Source organism: Ramlibacter aurantiacus (assembly GCF_016722895.1).
Classification (GTDB): Bacteria; Pseudomonadota; Gammaproteobacteria; order Burkholderiales; family Burkholderiaceae_C; genus Ramlibacter; species Ramlibacter aurantiacus.
The window spans coordinates 123,184-139,370 of the sequence record NZ_JAEQNA010000010.1; the positions used below are offsets into that span (position 1 = coordinate 123,184).

Genomic DNA, 16,187 nt, shown 5'->3' on the forward strand with positions numbered 1-16,187 from the left:
CTTGTCAAAGAGACATTTCGATCAGGGCCGGCGCCCGCGTGGCGAGCGCCGCGCGCAGCTGCGCGTCGAGTTCGGCGGTGGTGGCGGCGCGGGTGGCGGCCACGCCGTAGCCGCGCGCCAGCGAGACCCAGTCGACGCGGGGTGCGTCCAGGCTGGTGAGCGCCTGCGCCCGCGGGCCGAGCTCGCCGCCGCGCCGCAGTTCGTTGCGCAGGATGGCGTACTGGTGGTTGGCCGCGATCAGCGCCACCACCGGCAGGCCCTCGTGCGCCAGCGTCCAGAGGGTCTGCACGGTGTACTGCGTGCTGCCGTCGGACAGCAGCGCGATGACCGGCCGGCCCGGGCAGGCCAGGGCCGCGCCCAGGGCCACGGGCAGGCCCTGCCCGATGGCGCCGCCGGTGTTGGTCAGCGTGGTGTGGCGGGCCGCGCCGGCCGAGGCGGCGTAGAAGGGATAGCCGCAGGTGCCGCCTTCGACCGAGACGATGGCGCCCTCGGGCAGCGCCGCGGCGACGGTGGCCGCGATGCGCGGCGGCGTGAGCGCGCCGGGCTCCACGGGCGGCAACGACAGGGCCGGCTCCAGGTAGGGCGGCGCTTCCATGCGGTCGGCCAGCTCCTCCAGGCGCGTGGCCGCGTCTTCGCCCGGTTCGCACACGCACAGCAGGCGGTCCGCCCCCACCAGTTCGCTGGGGTGCCCTTGGTAGCCGAAGTACGTGATGGGCGGCAGCGCGCCGACCCGCACGACCAGGTCGGCCGCATCGAGCGCCGCGCGGGCCGGCTCCGGAAAGTACGGCAGCCGGTCGAAGGCCGGCAGGCCACCGCCACGTTCGGCCCGCGCCGGGAAGGTTTCGGCATAGGCCGTTCCGCCCGTGACCGACAGCAGCCGCGCGACCGCCCGCTGGCCGCGTGCGCTGAGCGCACCGTGCTCGCCGACGCCACCGAGCAGGAAGAGCGGCCTGCGGGACGCGCGCAAGGCGCGGTCCACGCCCGCCGGGTCCCAGGCCGAGGGCGGCGGCATGCCGGCCTCGGCCGTCGGGACGGGTGCGTCGGCCGGGGTGGATGCGGCCTGGTGGTCGGCGGGAAAGATCAGCGTCGCCACGCCGCCGCCCATCACGGCCTGGCGCACCGCCTCGCGGGCGGCGGGCGCGGCATCGGCAGGCCTGTCGATGCGGTGGACCCACGCCGACACCGGTCGCGCCAGCGAATCGATGTCGCTGGCCAGCGGCGCGTCGTACGGCAGGTGCCAGCTGGTGTGGTCGCCCACCACGTTCACCACCGGCGTGCGGGCGCGCCGCGCGTTGTGCAGGTTGGCGATGCCGTTGGCCAGCCCCGGCCCCAGGTGCAGCAGCGTGGCCGCCGGACGCCCGCTCATGCGCCCCCAGCCGTCGGCCGCGCCGGTGCACACGTTCTCCTGCATGCCCAGCACGAACCGCATGCCCGTGCCCTCCTCGGCCGCGCGAACCAGGTCCAGCTCGGTCGTTCCGGGGTTGGCGAAGCAGACCGCCACCCCCTGCGCATGCAGGGCGTCGAGCAGGGCGTGGGCTCCAGTGGTCATGGGCAATTCCTTTGATGGCCACTTTATCAATTTTTGAGAATCTGGCAACTGATTAAAAAGATTGCTTGAGTAGCACTGCAGAGCTAAATTTGGCCATTCAGTAAATCGAAAGGAATTGTCATGGTGAGCTTGTACGCCTTTTGTCGACCCTGGACCGGGGGGCGCAACCTGGTCATGGGGGTGGCGCTGGCGGCGGGATTGGGACTGGCCGGCTGTGGCGGCGGATCGGGCTCGGCGGAACCGACGCTGAAGTTGACCGAAGCCAACTACCAGGCGGCCATCGTTCACGCCAAGCTGGTGGTCGAGGGCATCCGTGGGCCATCCGTTCTGGCTGTCTTCGGCGGCCGCCTCGAGCCGACCGAAACCAAGTCGGCGGGACCGGCTGCTTTGTCCGGGCTGCGCAGCCTGCTTGAGCGCCTTTACAGAATGGAAACCGGCCTCGTGACCAAGGAACACGACGAATTCAGGGATTTCATCAAGTGCGAAAGCGGAAGCATCCGGCTGGTGGCGGAGTCGGACAGGATGCGCCGGTTCACGGCCACGAATTGCGCGCTGGACCAGTCCGACGAGGTGTTGAACGGTTCGATCGCCATGGAGCTGATCACCGAGCTAAGCTCCGGCACGGGGTTTGCCTATCAGGTCATGCGCGCGGACTTCGAGGACCTGTTGGTCAAGACGCGCGACGGCTCGAGGCTCGTCAACGGCGACATGCAGATCAGCGCGGCCGGCAGAAGCTTGATGACCGTCACAGGCCGCCAATTAAAGATGAGATCGGTTTATCGCGGCCGAACTCGCGACGCGCAACTGCTGAACTACCGGTATGGCGGTAGCCTGGATGGCCTGCTGGTGGTGCAGGATGATCCTGACCTCGGCGGAACGCAGAGCTTCCGTATTCAGATCGAAATCGCGGGCGAAGGCGACGGTACGGTGATCCTGACCGGTCTGGCCTCCCAGGTGATCCTGCCTTCCGGCAACGAGTCGCTCCTCACGCCTTACCTGGACGCCCAGGGAGACGGCGCGTTCGCAAGCTTGGCGCCCATCACCTTCGCGGATCTGGAGCGGCTGGCGTCCCCCCCACAACCGCTGGTCGTGACCGACGGCAACCGCGAGACGCTGATCCGCCGCGGCCAGGAGCTCGCGGACGACCTCCGCCTGGACCGCCTGTTGCCCCTGATCGAAATGGCCCTGACGCAGTTGGCCAACAACGGCAGCGGCAGTGTTTGCAACATCGCCGGAACCGCCTGGGCCACGGGGACCGTGTCCAGCTTCACGGTCGAGGCTCGGGATTGTCTTCAGTACCCGGGCCTGATCTTCAATGGCAGGTTCGGGGTGGTGGTCACCGGGGTTCGGCCTGAGGAGATCGATTTCGCGATCACACTGCATCGGCTTCTGGCCAAGGACACGTTACCCGACTCGCCGGTTCGCACGTACGGCGGTGTGGTGCGCCTGTCGGTGAAGACGACCCCGGGCGCCGAATCGATCATCTTGTCCAGTGACTCCTTGGAGATGTCCCGACTTGAAGGCAATCCGAGCCTCCTCACCGAGTTCTTTCTACAGGGCGTTCAAGTACTCATCAGCCAAGGTGCCGCTGGCGAGAACCTCACCGTGAGCGCGAACAAGGTCGAGATGTTCGACCTCCTGGTGCAGGCGACGCCGGTCTGGTTCGGCTTGACGGCCAATAACGATGAAATTCGCATCCAGAGCGGGGCGCAGGCGCTGGTCTGGCAACCGCCGGTCGCATCACCAGCGGGGTGGACGCAGCAGCCCTCCATCGCGATACGTTGAGCGGATCAGGCGCGTTGCGCACAGGCGTGGCCCCGCAGCGCCCGCACATTTGCATCCGGTTACCTGCGTGAGCCTGCCGCGCCAGGGCCACTGCCCCAACAATGGGCCGTGACCATGCCGGGAGGAAGGCCGATGCGCCTGAGTCGTCGCGGCGGCCTCGCCGCCGCCATTTTGGGATTGCTGGTGCTGGCCATCGCCTTGGGCGTGGGCCTGGCCAACGGCAGCTCACGTTCGGTCGAAACCCCGTCCGGCCGGCAGGACTGCCGCCAGGTGACCCCAGCGACATGCGAGCTGGCCCATGCGCTGGGCCGCGGCATCAACCTGGGCAACATGCTGGAGGCTCCGCGCGAAGGCGACTGGGGCCTGAAGCTCGAACCCGCCTACATCGACCTGGCGGCGCGCAACTTCCGCACCGTGCGCCTGCCGGTGCGGTGGAGCAACCACGCAGCGCGAAGTGCCGACGCCACCATCGACGAAGCCTTCGCGCGCCGAGTCGACCAGGCCGTGGATGCGCTGCTCGCGCGCGGCGTGTACGTGATCCTGAACGTCCACCACTACAACCAGCTGTCCGGCGATGACCTGCACCGGCACGAGTTCCGGGTCGAGCCCGCCGTGGTGGAGGCCCGCTTCATCAACCTGTGGCGGCAGATCGCGCAGCGCTACAAGGATCGGCCGAACCGGCTGGTCTTCGAGCTGCTCAACGAGCCCAACGGGCGCCTCGACGGCGAGCCCTGGAACCGGCTGGCAGCGCAGGCCCTGGCGGTGGTGCGCGAGAGCAATCCCGATCGGGCCGTGATGATCGGCCCCGGCGGCTACAACCACGTGCGCGAGCTGCCTCGATTGCGACTGCCGAAGGACCGCAACCTCATCGTGCCGGTGCACCTGTACGACCCCTTCGATTTCACCCACCAGGGCGTGACCTGGCGTCCGCAGCCCATGCCCAAGGGCATCGCCTGCTGCGATGCCGGCCAGCGACGCACCATGACCGAGGTGATGGAGCGCGCGAGCCGCTGGAACCGCGAACACGGGGTGCCGATGCACCTGGGCGAGTTCGGCGTGTTCCACGAGGCCGACGGCGCATCGCGCGCCGCCTGGGCCCGCCACATGCGCGACGAAGCCGAGCGCCGCGGCATCGGCTGGACCTGGTGGTCCTTCAGCTCGGACTTCGGGGTGTGGTCGGCCGAGACCAGGGGCTGGGTCGAACCGCTGCGCCAGGCGCTGCTGGACTGAATTACTCGTCGCTGCTGGTCGGCGGTGGCGCGGGCGGCGGCACGAACACGGCGAGCACCTTGTCGATGCGCTTGCCGTCGAGGTCGACCACTTCGAAGCTCCAGCCGGCGCACTCGATGCGCTCGCCCACCGCGGGCAGGGTGCCCGACTCCGACATCAGCAGGCCGGCCAGGGTGTTGTAACGGCCCCGCTCCTCGTCCGGCAGCTCGCGGATGGCCAGCCGCGCCTTCAGTTCGGCCACCGGCATGGTGCCGTCCAGCAACCAGGAGCCGTCGTCGCGGCGCGTGGCCCAGGCCTCGGTGCTCTCGACCGGCGTCAGTTCGCCGGTGATGCCCTCGAGCAGGTCGAGCGGGGTCATCATGCCCTGCACCACGCCGTATTCGTCCACCACCAGCACCAGCCGGGAAACCCGCAGCCGGAACTGCTCCAGCAGTTCCATGCCGCTGAGCGTCTCGGGCAGGAAGGTGGCCGGCACGACGTGCGCGGACACCGGCCCCTCGTGCTGCGGCCCGAGCGCCAGCAGCTTGGAGATGCTGACCACGCCGAGCACATGGTCCAGCGAGCCGCGGCACACGGGGTACCAGGAGTGCCCGTCCTCGCGCCCGGCGCGCTGCAGGCACTCGGCCACCGAGAGGTTCGCGTCGAGCCACTCGATCTCGGAGCGCGGAATCATCAGCGAGGTGAGCCGGCGCTCGTCGAGGTGGAACAGGTTCTGCACCATCTGCCGCTCGTGCTGCTCGATCAGGCCGGCATCCACGCCTTCGGCCAGGCTGTGCGCGATTTCCTCCTCGGTGATGGCGCGCGGCTGGTCGGTGTCGATGCGCAACAGCTTGAGCATGGCCTGCGTCGATGCCGACAGGGCCCAGACGAAAGGCTTGGCCCCGCTCGCCAGCCAGGCCATCGGCCGTGCCACCCAACGCGTGATGGTCTCCGGGTACAGCTGGCCGATGCGCTTGGGCACCAGCTCGCCGAAGATGATGGTGACGTAGGTGATGATGGCCACCACCAGCACGGTGGCCAGGATGTCGGAGGCACCTTCGGACAGACCCAGGCCGGCCATCCAGGCGGCCAGGTCCGCGCTGAATGCGGCCTGCCCGACGATGCCGTTGAGGACGCCGATGGAGGTGATGCCGACCTGCACCGTGGAGAGGAACTGCGTCGGCTGGTCGATCAGCTGCAGCGCGGCCTTTGCGCCGGGATCACCCTCCGCGGCCAGGGGGGTGAGGCGCGCCTTGCGGCTGGAGGCCAGCGCCAGCTCGGACATCGCGAAGACGCCATTGAGCAGCGTCAAGACCGCGATCAGCAGGATTTCCATGCAGGGGAGAGGGGGGAGAATCGGAGCATGGCACTCTACCTGATCGGCGATGTGCAGGGCTGCGACGAGCCGCTGGGTCGCCTGCTCGACACCATCGGCTTTTCGCCGAGTCGCGACACCCTGTTCGTGCTGGGCGACCTGGTCAATCGCGGCCCGCAGTCGGCCGCGGTGATGCGCCGGCTGATGGACCATGGCGATGCCGCTCGCTGCCTGCTGGGCAACCACGACCTGAGCCTGCTGGCCGTGGCGCATGGGCATCGCACGCCCCACCCGCTCGACACCCTCGACCCCGTGCTGCGCGCACCCGACCGCGAGGCCCTGCTCGACTGGCTGCGGCACCGGCCGCTGGCCCTTCGCGCGCACGGCCTGTTGATGGTGCACGCCGGCGTGCTGCCCAGCTGGGACGCCGACCAGGTGATGCGGCTCGCTGGCGAGGTCGAAAGCGCCCTGCGCGCATCCGACGCCGATGCCTTCCTGTCGCAGATGTTCGGCAACGAGCCGGCACGCTGGAGCGACACGCTCACGGGCACGGCCCGGCTGCGGGTGGTGGTGAACGCGTTGACCCGGCTGCGCTTTTGCACCGCCGACGGCACCATGCTGCTCAAGGCTTCAGGAGCGCCGGACCAGGCGCCGGAAGGCGGCATGCCGTGGTTCACCGTGCCGGGCCGGCGCACGGCAGACATCTGCATGGCCGTCGGCCACTGGTCCACCCTGGGCGTGGTGCTGCGTCCCGACCTGCTGGCGCTGGACAGCGGCTGCGTCTGGGGCGGCTGCCTGAGCGCGCTGCGCCTTCACGAGACCGATCCGCTACGCCACGAGCTGATCCAGGTGCCCTGCGAGCAGGCGCAGGTCCCTGGGCCGATGGCTTGAAAGCCTGCGCCCTGCAGCTGCTTCAGGACGAGCGGAACAGCGCAGGCAGTTTGCGTTTGGTCTTGATGTTGGCCGACACGCGGCTGGCGGGCGAACGGGCGGCGCTCTCCCACGGCGGCGGCTCGGTGACCGTCGGCGGCTCGTAGGGCTTCTCGAAGAACGGATCGCGCGGCGCGGGCGCCGGCCGGGGCGGCCGGCGGTCACGAGGCGCATCGAGCAGGTCGCGCGGGTCGCCGGTTTCCCCATGGTCGCGCCAGGTGCGGCGGCCGTCGTTGATGCGGCCGCGCGGGCGGTCTTCCTCGAACTCCACCGCCTCGAGTTCGACCTTCTTCTTGAGCAGCTTCTCGAGATCGGCCACCAGGCGCCCGTCGGTGGCCGAGACGAAGGTCACGGCCAGGCCGGAGGCCCCGGCACGGCCGGTGCGCCCGATGCGGTGCACGTAGTCTTCGGCATTGAAGGGCACGTCGAAGTTGAACACCGCCGGCACATCCTTGATGTCGAGCCCACGCGCGGCGACATCGGTGGCCACCAGCAGGTCGACCTCGCCGGCCTTGAACGCCGCCAGCGCCTTCAGGCGTTCGTCCTGGCTCTTGTCGCCGTGCAGCGCGGTCGTGCGCAGGCCGTCGCGCTCGAGCGAACGGGCGAGCCGCGCACAGCCCAGCTTGCTGTTGACGAACACGAAGGCCTGGGTGATGCCGCGCTGGCGCACGATCTGGCGCAACGCGCGCCGCTTGTCGTCGTCGAGCACGCTGTAGAAATGCTGCTCGACCGTGGAAGCGGTCTCGTTGGGCCGGGCCACCTCGATGGTGACGGGATCGTTGAGGTAGCTGTTGGCCAGCCGCTTGATTTCGGGCGAGAAGGTGGCCGAGAACAGCAGCGTGGTGCGCTGCTTGGGCAGGTAGGACAGGATGCGCTGCAGGTCGGGCAGGAAGCCGATGTCGAGCATGCGGTCGGCCTCGTCCAGCACCACGTACTCGACCTGGTTGAGCACCGCGTTCTTGGCCTCGATGTGGTCGAGCAGGCGGCCCGGCGTGGCCACCAGCACCTCGACGCCGCGCTTGAGCTCCAGCGTCTGAGGCTTCATGTCCATGCCGCCGAACACCACGGCGCTGCGCAGGCTGGTGTACTTGGCGTAGAGCTTGACCTGCTGGGCCACCTGGTCGGCCAGCTCCCGCGTGGGCAGCAGCACCAGGGCCCGCACCGGATGCCGCGCCGGGGAGGTGGAGGTGTTCTCGTGCTTGAGCAGGCGCTGCAGCAGCGGCAGCGAAAACGCCGCCGTCTTCCCGGTGCCCGTCTGGGCCGCGCCCATCACGTCGCGGCCGGTCAGCACCACCGGGATGGCCTGCGCCTGGATGGGCGTCATGGACTCGTAGCCCATCTCGGCCACGGCACGCGCCAGCGGCTCGGCCAGGCCGAGCCTGGAGAAGGAGTCGATCGGGGTGTCGGCAGGGAACGCGGCCAACTCGCGGGCGGCATCGTCTTGCGAGCCGGCCAGGGACACGGGGTCTGTGGTCATCAACCGCGCATTGTCGCACCGCCTCGCGACGGGCCGGCGACACCCGCGGGCAGAGACCTCAGGCCGCGCCCGGGGCGAAGGTGTCGCAGGCCCGCACGCCGCCCGTGCGCAGGCCCGCGTCGAACCCCCTGCTGGGCTGGCGGCTGGTCCCATGAGTGAAGGATTCGGGCACGACGGCGCCGCCACCGGTCGGCTGCAACGCGTCGTCGCCGATGCGCGCGGCCGCGTTCAGGGCGTCGGCCCCGTCGCCCTGCTCCGCGACCTGGCGTGCCCGCCCGCACCGCCGATGAGCGCCCCCACGATGGCGCCGATGCTGATGCCGCGCCCTCCCACGTGAAAGCCGCCGCCACCGCCGCTGGAGCGGTGGTCCTCGACATCGTCCGACTGCCGATTGCCTTCCCAGCGCCCACCTTGTCCACAGCCGCTACATTGCCTGCATGCGAGGCAAACCCGAGATCGGCAGGGGCCGCGAACCGGTCGTGTTGGTAACCGGATTCGACGCCTTCGCAGGCGCGGCCGAGAACCCCAGCGCCCTGGCCGCCATGGCTCTGCACGGCCGCGAGATCGCCGGGCACCGGGTGCTGGCGAGCATCCTGCCCACGGCCTTCGGCGAATCGCTGCGCCTGCTGCGCGAGGCCCTCGAGCAACACCGGCCGTCGCTGGTGCTGGCGTGCGGCCAGGCCGGCGGGCGCGCCGCGATGTCGCTGGAGCGGGTGGCGATCAACCTCGACGATGCGCGCATTCCCGACAACCGGGGCGCCCGCCCGATCGATCGGCCGGTGGTGCCCGGCGGCCCCGCCGCGTATTTCGCCAGCCTGCCGCTCAAGGCCATGCTGCAGGCCTTGCGCTCGGCCGGCCTGCCGGCCGAGGTGTCGCAGACCGCGGGCACCTTCGTCTGCAACCACGTCTTCTACGGCCTCATGCACGCGCTCGCGCAGGAGGGTGACGGGGTGCGCGGCGGCTTCGTGCATGTGCCCTGGCTGCCCACCCAGGGCGAACCCTCGATGCCGCTCGAGCGCATCGTGCAGGGGCTGGACATCGCCATCGCCTGCGCCCTGCGAACGCGGCAGGACATCGAGCTGGCGGCCGGCGCCCTCGATTGAGCCCCCTTAAGATCGGTTCCGTGACCCTGAACGCCGATCTCCACTGCCACTCCGTCGTGTCCGACGGCACGCTCTCGCCCGAGCAACTCGCCGCACGCGCGGCCGGCAACGGCGTGGAGCTGTGGTCGCTGACCGACCACGACGAACTGGGCGGGCAAGAGCGCGCCCGGACGGCGGCGCAGGCCAACGGCCTGCGCTACCTCACCGGGTGCGAGATCTCGGTCACCTACCTCGACCGCACCGTCCACATCGTCGGCCTGGGCTTCGACGCGGACGACGACACGATCCGCCAGGGGCTGCGCGCCACCCGGGGCGGGCGCGAGCTGCGGGCGCGCGAGATGGCCGAGCAGCTGGCCAAGGTCGGCATCCACGGCGCGTATGACGGCGCGCTGCGCTACGTGGGCAACCCCGAGCTGATCTCGCGCACCCACTTCGCGCGGTTCCTGGTCGAATCGGGCGTGTGCCGCGACACCGGCGAGGTGTTCCGGCGCTACCTCACCGAGGGCAAGCCGGGCTTCGTGCCGCACCGCTGGGCCACGCTGAAAGATGCCGTCACCTGGATCACCCGGGCGGGTGGCCAGGCGGTGATCGCGCATCCGGCGCGTTACGGCTTCAGCGCCAACGAGGAATTCGCGCTCTTCACGGATTTCAAGGGGCACGGCGGCGGGGCCGTCGAGGTGGTGACCGGCAGCCACAGCGCGGCCGATGCCGAGCGCTATGCCGACGCCGCGCGTGAATGGGGCCTGGCCGCCTCCCGCGGCAGCGACTTCCACAGCCCCGACGAAAGCCACACCGACCTCGGTCGGCTGCCCGACCTGCCGCGCGACCTGCGGCCGGTGTGGGACCTGCTGGCCGACCGCATCCAGTGACCCTCCCGGCGCCCCTCGGCCAGCGCCGGGTGCTGGCCGGCATCGCCTTGCTGATGCTGGCCTGCCTGTTCTTCGCCAGCAACGACACGGCGGGCAAGGTGCTGGTGGTGTCGGGCGTGCCGGTGGTGATGGCGATCTGGGGGCGTTACGTGGCGCAGGCCGTGGCCATCAGCGCGGTCGCGCTGCCGCTGCGCGGGCGCACGCTGCTACGCACCCGCCAGCCGGGCTTCCATCTGCTGCGCGGGCTGATGCTGCTGGGCGGCAGCGTCTTCGTGTTCTGGAGCCTGCTGTACATGCCGGTGGGCGAGCTGACGGCCATCATCATGATCACGCCCCTGCTGGTGACCCTGCTGGGGGCCACCGTGCTGAAGGAGCGCGTCTCGCCACTGCGCTGGTTGCTGGTGGCCGGCGGTTTCGCCGGCACGCTGGTCATCATCCGCCCGGGCGGATCGGCGTTCGGCTGGGTGATGGTGCTGCCGCTGCTGCAGGTGGCCTTCAGCTGCGGCTTCCAGCTGCTGACCAGCCGGATGGCCCGCACCGAAGACCCGTTCACGATGCACTTCTACACGAGCTGGGTCGGGGTGCTGGCGACTTCGCTGGCCGTCCCGCTGGCCTGGGCCCCGCTCGCGTCGCCCTGGCTGTGGCTGCTGATGGCCGGCATGGGCGCGCTCTCGACGGTGGGCCACCTGCTGTTCATCGGCGCCTTCCAGCGCGCCCCGGCCAGCACGCTGATGCCCTATGTGTACGTACAGATCGGCTTCGCCATGCTGGCCGGCTGGCTGGTGTTCGGGCACGTGCCGGACGGCTGGTCGATGCTGGGCATGGCCCTGATCGCCGCCTGCGGCATGACCGGGGCCTGGCTCAGCGTGCAGGAGATGCGCGCGCGTCTCGCCCCCGTGCCGGCGAGGCAGGCCTGATACTGCCGGCATGGCCCAATACTTCGAGGTCCACCCGGATAACCCGCAGCCGCGCCTGCTGCGCCAGGCCAGCGCCCTGCTGGAGCGCGCCGGCATCCTGGCGGTGCCCACCGATTCCAGCTATGCGCTGGTGTGCCACCTGGACGACAAGGCCTGCGCCGACCGGCTGCGCCAGCTGCGCGGCGTGGGCGACAAGCACCACCTGACCCTGCTGTGCGCCGACCTCAGCGCGGTGGCGCACTACGCCCGCGTGGACAACCGCCAGTACCGCATGCTCAAGGCCGCCACGCCGGGGCCCTTCACCTTCATCCTGGAGGCCACGCGCGAGGTGCCGCGTCGCCTGAGCCACCCCCAGCGCAAGACCATCGGCCTGCGCGTGCCGGAGCACCCCGTGCTGCAGCAGCTGCTGGAGCTGCATGGCGCGCCGCTGCTGGCCACCACGCTCATCCCGCGCGGCGAGCAGCATCCGCTGAACGAGCCCGAGGAGATCCGCCTGCGTTATGAAAAACAGATCGATGGCGTGATCGACGCCGGCGCCTGCAGCTCGCTGCCGACCACCGTCATCGACCTCACGCCGATGTGGAGCGGCGGCGAACCCGAGGTGGTCCGCCAGGGACGGGGCGAGCTGGCGGTCCTGGGCCTGGGCTGAATGAGACAATCCCGCGGGTGGAACTCAACACCCTCGTCCAGAACGTCCTGATCTACGCGCTGCCGGTCCTGTTCGCGATCACCGTGCACGAAGCGTCGCACGGATACGTGGCTCGCTACCTGGGCGACAACACCGCCTACAACCTGGGCCGCGTCACCCTCAACCCCATCCCGCACGTCGATCCGGTGGGCACGGTGCTGATGCCGTTGATGCTCTATTTCCTGACCTCGGGCGCCTTCCTGTTCGGCTACGCCAAGCCGGTGCCGGTGAACTTCGGCCAGCTGCGCCGGCCCAAGCGCGACATGGTGCTGGTGGCCCTGGCCGGGCCTGCCTCCAACTTCATCCAGGCCCTGCTGTGGGCGCTGGGCTTCGCCCTGCTGGTGGGCTTCGGCGTCGACGAGCGCTTCTTCCTGAAGATGTGCCAGGCCGGCGTGCTGGTCAACCTGCTGTTGTGGGCGTTCAACCTCTTTCCGCTGCCGCCCCTGGACGGAGGCCGGGTGCTGGTGGGGCTGCTTCCCTGGCGGCAGGCACAGATGGTGTCCCGCATCGAGCCCTTCGGCATCTTCATCGTGCTGGCCCTGGTGGTCGCCGGCGTGCTGGGCACCTGGTGGCTGCGGCCCCTGCTCGCGTTCGGCTACAGCAGCCTGTCCGTCCTGATTTCCCCGCTCACGGCCCTTCTTCCCTGATGAACGCTCCCGTCCGCTTCCTCACCGGCATCACCACCACCGGCACGCCCCACCTGGGCAACTATGTCGGGGCCATCCGGCCGGCCGTCCAGGCCAGCCGCCGCGCCGGCACGGAGAACTTCTACTTCCTGGCCGACTTCCATGCGCTCATCAAGTGCGACGAGCCGGCCCGCGTGCAGCGCTCCACCCTGGAGATCGCCGCCTGCTGGTTGGCCGCCGGGCTCGATCCCGAGCGCGTCACCTTCTACCGCCAGTCCGACATCCCCGAAATTCCCGAGCTGACCTGGCTGCTGACCTGCGTGACCGGCAAGGGTTTGCTCAACCGGGCGCACGCCTACAAGGCATCGCAGGACAAGAACCTGGCCGACGGGCGCGACCCCGATGCCGACGTGACCGCCGGGCTCTTCATGTACCCGGTGCTGATGGCCGCCGACATCATCCTGTTCAACGCGCAACGCATTCCCGTCGGCCGCGACCAGATCCAGCACATCGAGATGGCGCGCGACATCGCGCAGAGCTTCAACCATCTGTACGGCGCCCACTTCACCTTGCCCGAGGCGGCCATCGACGAATCGGTCGCCACGCTCCCGGGGCTGGACGGCCGCAAGATGAGCAAGAGCTACGACAACACCATCGCCTTGTTCGCACCGCCGGAACAACTGCGCCGGCAGATCCTGAACATCGTCACCGACTCTCGCGCGCCGGGGGAGCCCAAGGACACCGAAGGCTCGGCGCTGTTCCAGATCTACCAGGCCTTCGCTACCCCGGAAGAGACCGATGCGATGCGCCGCGCCTACGCGCAAGGCATTGCCTGGGGCGAAGCCAAGCAGCAGTTGTTCGAGCGGATCGACCACGAGATCGCGCCCATGCGCGAGCGCTACCACTCGCTGGTCGACAACCCCGAAGAGGTCGAGCGCATCCTGCGTGGCGGGGCCGACAAGGCGCGCAGCCTCGCCACGCCCTTCATGGGCCGCCTGCGCCAGGCGGTCGGCCTGCGCGACCTCGGTGCGCGCGCCCAGGCCGGGCCCGCGCGCAAGGACAAGGCTGCCCTGCCCAGCTTCAAGCAGTACCGCGAAGCCGACGGCCTGCACTACTTCAAGCTGGTCGACGCTTCAGGCCGCCTGCTCCTGCAGAGCACGGGCTTCGCATCGCCGCGTGACGCGGGCCATGCAATCGCCCGATTGCGCCAGGGGAATACCGAAGGATTTCAAATGCAGCTCCAGCGACCCGAAGGCGTTACATCAGAAGAAGTGACTCAGGCGCTGTCGCAATTCAGTCAGTCGGCCTAGCGGGTACCGGAAGTGCCTCTGCTATAAACCGTTCGCAGGTATTGAAAGCCCTACAACCCATCATGCAGCCGACGAAGACCCCCGCGACCACCAGCACCCCCATGAACCTGTACGTCATTGACGACCATCCGCTGATGCGCGAGGCCGTCGTGATGTTGCTGCGTCGGCTCCGCCCCGGTGCCAACGTCGTCGAGCTCGACCGCATCGGCGGCCTCGATGCGGCGGTCCGCCAGCACGGCGCCCCCGACCTCATCTGCCTCGACCTGAAGCTGCCGGACACCACCGGCACCTCCGGCGTGCACGAGATCAAGAACCTCTTTCCCGGCACACCGCTGGCGGTGATCTCGGCGTCCCCCGCCGCAGACGCCGAGGAAATCTGCATCGATGCCGGCGCCGACATCTACATCGAGAAGTCCTCCGGGGCCAGCGAGATCGGCAGCGCGCTGCGCGCCCTCATGGCGGCCGACGGCCAGTTCGAAGAACTCGCGCCCACCGACAACAAGCTGTCCAAGCGCCAGAAGCAGCTCATCGTCATGCTGGACCGTGGCTTGTCCAACCGCGAGATCGCCGATGAACTCGGCATCAGCGAACACACGGTCAAGGTGCACCTGTGGCGGCTGTTCCGCCGGCTCGGCGTCAAGAGCCGCACCCAGACCATCCACTACGCGCGTGTTCACGGCCTCCTGGCCAGCTGATCGATCGCGGTGCTCGCCCGGCTGGCCGCCTCGTCGGCGTCGGTCGGCTTGAGCAGCACCCTGAACATGGTGCCCCGGCCCACGCGCGAGGCCAGCTCCACCGGGTGACCCAGGATGTGCGAGAGCCGGCCCACGATGTACAGGCCCAGGCCGAAGCCGTCTTCGGTGCCCGCGTGGATGGGCACCTTGTAGAACTCCCGGAAGATGTCACGCTGGTGCACCGGCGCGATGCCCACGCCGGTATCCCAGACCTCGATGCACGGCTTGCCCGCCCGGTGCCGCACCGCGACCAGCACCCCGCCGCGCTCGGTGTACTTGATGGCGTTGGACACCAGGTTGCCCACCAGGCGCTTGAGCAGCAGCAGGTCCGAGCGCACCATGCCGCTGGCCGGGCGCATGCGGAACTCCAACCCCTTGGCCAAGGCCACCGGCCGGTACTGCACCTCCAGTTCGGAGAACAGCTGGGTCATCGAGATGTCCTCGATCTGCAGCCGGATCTTGCCGCTGTCCAGCCGCACCAGGTCGAACAGCGAGTCGAACAGGGTGTTGATGGCCTTGGTCGACTCGACGATCTTGGGCGCCAGCTCACGCACCAGCTCGGGCTCATTGGCCAGCCAGTCCGCATACAGCCCCAGCGCATGCACCGGCTGGCGGATGTCATGCGTCGCGCTGGCCAGGAACCGGTTCTTGATTTCCACCGCGTCGAGCGCCGCCTGGGTCTGGCGGGTGAGTGAACTGATCAACTGGATGTTGCGGTACTGCAGCTCGAAGTTGCGCCGATGGGTGCGATGCAGGCGCTGCGCGGCCTGGTGCAGCACCTGCCAGAAGAGCACCAGCAGGGCCATCAGCCAGAAGTGGTAGTACGGCCCCTGCAGGCGAAGCTCGACCACCGCCCACCAGGCCACCCAACCCAGCGCGAACCCCACCAGCACGTTGACGTACAGGCGCACGGTCTGCAGGTGGCTGGCCAGGCCGTTGACCGCGAACATCGCGATGCCCGCCAACAACAGCCAGGCGATGAACTGGCTGGCCAGGGAGGCCGTGTCGAAGAACAGCCAGACGGTCGCTCCCCACACCGCGGCGCTGGCCGCCCACAGCAGCCGCACCCGGCCATAGAACGCCAGCAAGCGCTGCGGTGCGGCACCCGAGAAATACTGGACGTAGTGGTGCGCCACCTGCGCACGGGCTCCGAGCACGAGGATCGCCACCACGGCCCACAGGGCCAGCGGGACCGTGCGTGTCTCGCCCCAGAGCAGCGCCAGGTACAGCGGCACCAGCAGCATCGACGTCAGCTTGGTCGAACGCACGGTGCTCATCAGGGTCCGCACGAGTTCGGCCTCCACCCATTGGGCTTCGGCAGTGGCGCGTGGCGCGGCGACGGTGTCGGACTTGAAGGTGGGGCTCATGCGGGCCCTCGAGTCTAGGGCCTCGGCCGCCAGGCCCCCCGGGGGTGCACGTGCACGCAGCGCCGCGCGCCGGCTCTTAGGCACGGTCGCGCTCGAAGGGCCTGTAGCCCCGCGCTGACAGGTCGCGCGGGCCGCGTCCCACAAGCCCGGCCGTCACGATTGGCAACACTTGCCGGCGATGGCAGACACCCCCGGCATGGCCAAGACCTCCACGCACACGATGCGGGAAGGCGCCATCACGTTCGGCCTGGTGCACATCCCCAAGGCAGCCCCGCCACGCAAGGCCGCCTGAGCGACGCGTCACGCAC

General features: G+C 69.5%; 14 protein-coding genes and 1 pseudogene. 10 read left to right on the top strand and 5 right to left on the bottom strand.

What is annotated here, in order from left to right; all coding sequences use genetic code 11:
* Positions 1 to 4: 4 nt before the first annotated feature.
* Positions 5 to 1,549, bottom strand: coding sequence for an acetolactate synthase large subunit (locus JI739_RS21485; protein ID WP_236589948.1), 1,545 nt, complete (start codon positions 1,547 to 1,549; stop codon positions 5 to 7).
* 123 nt (positions 1,550 to 1,672) lie between these two features.
* On the opposite strand from JI739_RS21485, the gene JI739_RS21490 reads away from it, so the two are divergent.
* Together JI739_RS21490 and JI739_RS21495 are read left to right on the top strand one after the other, a co-directional pair.
* Entirely contained in the window at positions 1,673 to 3,334 is a 1,662-nt protein-coding gene (locus JI739_RS21490) for a hypothetical protein (RefSeq protein ID WP_236589949.1), read from the top strand.
* 132 nt (positions 3,335 to 3,466) lie between these two features.
* The gene (locus tag JI739_RS21495; RefSeq protein WP_201686059.1) at positions 3,467 to 4,564 is read left to right on the top strand and encodes a glycoside hydrolase family 5 protein; all 1,098 of its coding nucleotides are present in this window, start codon (positions 3,467 to 3,469) and stop codon (positions 4,562 to 4,564) included.
* Position 4,565: 1 nt separating this feature from the next.
* On the opposite strand, the gene JI739_RS21500 is transcribed toward JI739_RS21495, so the two are convergent.
* Positions 4,566 to 5,879, bottom strand: coding sequence for a hemolysin family protein (locus JI739_RS21500; RefSeq protein ID WP_201686060.1), 1,314 nt, complete (start codon positions 5,877 to 5,879; stop codon positions 4,566 to 4,568).
* 27 nt (positions 5,880 to 5,906) lie between these two features.
* Here JI739_RS21500 and JI739_RS21505 point away from each other — a divergent pair, with 27 nt between their 5' ends.
* Positions 5,907 to 6,749: a symmetrical bis(5'-nucleosyl)-tetraphosphatase gene (locus JI739_RS21505; RefSeq protein WP_201686061.1), complete on the top strand. Its 843-nt coding sequence runs from the start codon at positions 5,907 to 5,909 to the stop codon at positions 6,747 to 6,749.
* Positions 6,750 to 6,771: 22 nt separating this feature from the next.
* Here the strand turns inward: JI739_RS21505 and JI739_RS21510 are convergent, their stop codons facing one another.
* On the bottom strand, positions 6,772 to 8,127 hold the full coding sequence (locus JI739_RS21510; protein WP_201686132.1) for a DEAD/DEAH box helicase: 1,356 nt from the start codon (positions 8,125 to 8,127) through the stop codon (positions 6,772 to 6,774).
* A gap of 196 nt (positions 8,128 to 8,323) precedes the next feature.
* Positions 8,324 to 8,536: pseudogene (locus tag JI739_RS24610) on the bottom strand (neutral zinc metallopeptidase); the annotation flags it as partial.
* Positions 8,537 to 8,702: 166 nt separating this feature from the next.
* Between JI739_RS24610 and pcp the strand changes: the two are divergent.
* The 7 genes from pcp (at position 8,703) to JI739_RS21550 (ending at position 14,473) form a co-directional block, all read left to right on the top strand.
* Positions 8,703 to 9,368 carry a pyroglutamyl-peptidase I gene (gene pcp, locus JI739_RS21520; RefSeq protein WP_201686062.1) on the top strand — a complete coding sequence of 222 codons (666 nt, stop codon included), beginning with the start codon at positions 8,703 to 8,705 and terminating at the stop codon, positions 9,366 to 9,368.
* A 20-nt stretch (positions 9,369 to 9,388) separates the two neighbouring features.
* Positions 9,389 to 10,237 (top strand): 3',5'-nucleoside bisphosphate phosphatase, encoded by an 849-nt coding sequence (locus JI739_RS21525; RefSeq protein WP_435531632.1) that lies wholly within the window; start codon positions 9,389 to 9,391, stop codon positions 10,235 to 10,237.
* Positions 10,234 to 11,154, top strand: coding sequence for a DMT family transporter (locus JI739_RS21530; RefSeq protein WP_354003781.1), 921 nt, complete (start codon positions 10,234 to 10,236; stop codon positions 11,152 to 11,154). Before JI739_RS21525 ends, JI739_RS21530 begins: the two co-directional genes overlap by 4 nt.
* 10 nt (positions 11,155 to 11,164) lie before the next feature.
* A complete protein-coding gene (locus tag JI739_RS21535) occupies positions 11,165 to 11,803 on the top strand; it encodes an L-threonylcarbamoyladenylate synthase (RefSeq protein WP_201686063.1) in 639 nt (212 codons plus the stop codon).
* 8 nt (positions 11,804 to 11,811) lie between these two features.
* The gene (locus tag JI739_RS21540) at positions 11,812 to 12,489 is read left to right on the top strand and encodes a site-2 protease family protein (protein ID WP_435531634.1); all 678 of its coding nucleotides are present in this window, start codon (positions 11,812 to 11,814) and stop codon (positions 12,487 to 12,489) included.
* Entirely contained in the window at positions 12,489 to 13,778 is a 1,290-nt protein-coding gene (locus JI739_RS21545) for a tryptophan--tRNA ligase (RefSeq protein WP_201686065.1), read from the top strand. The genes JI739_RS21540 and JI739_RS21545 overlap by 1 nt, the downstream gene beginning before the upstream one ends.
* Positions 13,779 to 13,879: 101 nt before the next feature.
* Positions 13,880 to 14,473 carry a response regulator transcription factor gene (locus JI739_RS21550; protein WP_201686136.1) on the top strand — a complete coding sequence of 198 codons (594 nt, stop codon included), beginning with the start codon at positions 13,880 to 13,882 and terminating at the stop codon, positions 14,471 to 14,473.
* On the opposite strand, the gene JI739_RS24790 is transcribed toward JI739_RS21550, so the two are convergent.
* Positions 14,452 to 15,879 (bottom strand): sensor histidine kinase, encoded by a 1,428-nt coding sequence (locus JI739_RS24790; protein ID WP_201686066.1) that lies wholly within the window; start codon positions 15,877 to 15,879, stop codon positions 14,452 to 14,454. The two genes, JI739_RS21550 and JI739_RS24790, sit on opposite strands and share 22 nt — an antisense overlap.
* Positions 15,880 to 16,187: the final 308 nt, after the last annotated feature.

Excerpts from the sequence above, each read along its gene's own strand:
- JI739_RS21500 (WP_201686060.1), bottom strand. The coding sequence starts at position 5,879 with ATGGAAATCCTGCTGATCGCGGTCTTGACGCTGCTCAATGGCGTCTTC.
- pcp (WP_201686062.1), top strand. The coding sequence starts at position 8,703 with ATGCGAGGCAAACCCGAGATCGGCAGGGGCCGCGAACCGGTCGTGTTG.
- JI739_RS24790 (WP_201686066.1), bottom strand. The coding sequence starts at position 15,879 with ATGAGCCCCACCTTCAAGTCCGACACCGTCGCCGCGCCACGCGCCACT.
- JI739_RS21510 (WP_201686132.1), bottom strand. The coding sequence starts at position 8,127 with ATGGGCTACGAGTCCATGACGCCCATCCAGGCGCAGGCCATCCCGGTG.
- JI739_RS21495 (WP_201686059.1), top strand. The coding sequence starts at position 3,467 with ATGCGCCTGAGTCGTCGCGGCGGCCTCGCCGCCGCCATTTTGGGATTG.
- JI739_RS21485 (WP_236589948.1), bottom strand. The coding sequence starts at position 1,549 with ATGACCACTGGAGCCCACGCCCTGCTCGACGCCCTGCATGCGCAGGGG.
- JI739_RS21550 (WP_201686136.1), top strand. The coding sequence starts at position 13,880 with ATGAACCTGTACGTCATTGACGACCATCCGCTGATGCGCGAGGCCGTC.
- JI739_RS21505 (WP_201686061.1), top strand. The coding sequence starts at position 5,907 with ATGGCACTCTACCTGATCGGCGATGTGCAGGGCTGCGACGAGCCGCTG.
- JI739_RS21535 (WP_201686063.1), top strand. The coding sequence starts at position 11,165 with ATGGCCCAATACTTCGAGGTCCACCCGGATAACCCGCAGCCGCGCCTG.
- JI739_RS21545 (WP_201686065.1), top strand. The coding sequence starts at position 12,489 with ATGAACGCTCCCGTCCGCTTCCTCACCGGCATCACCACCACCGGCACG.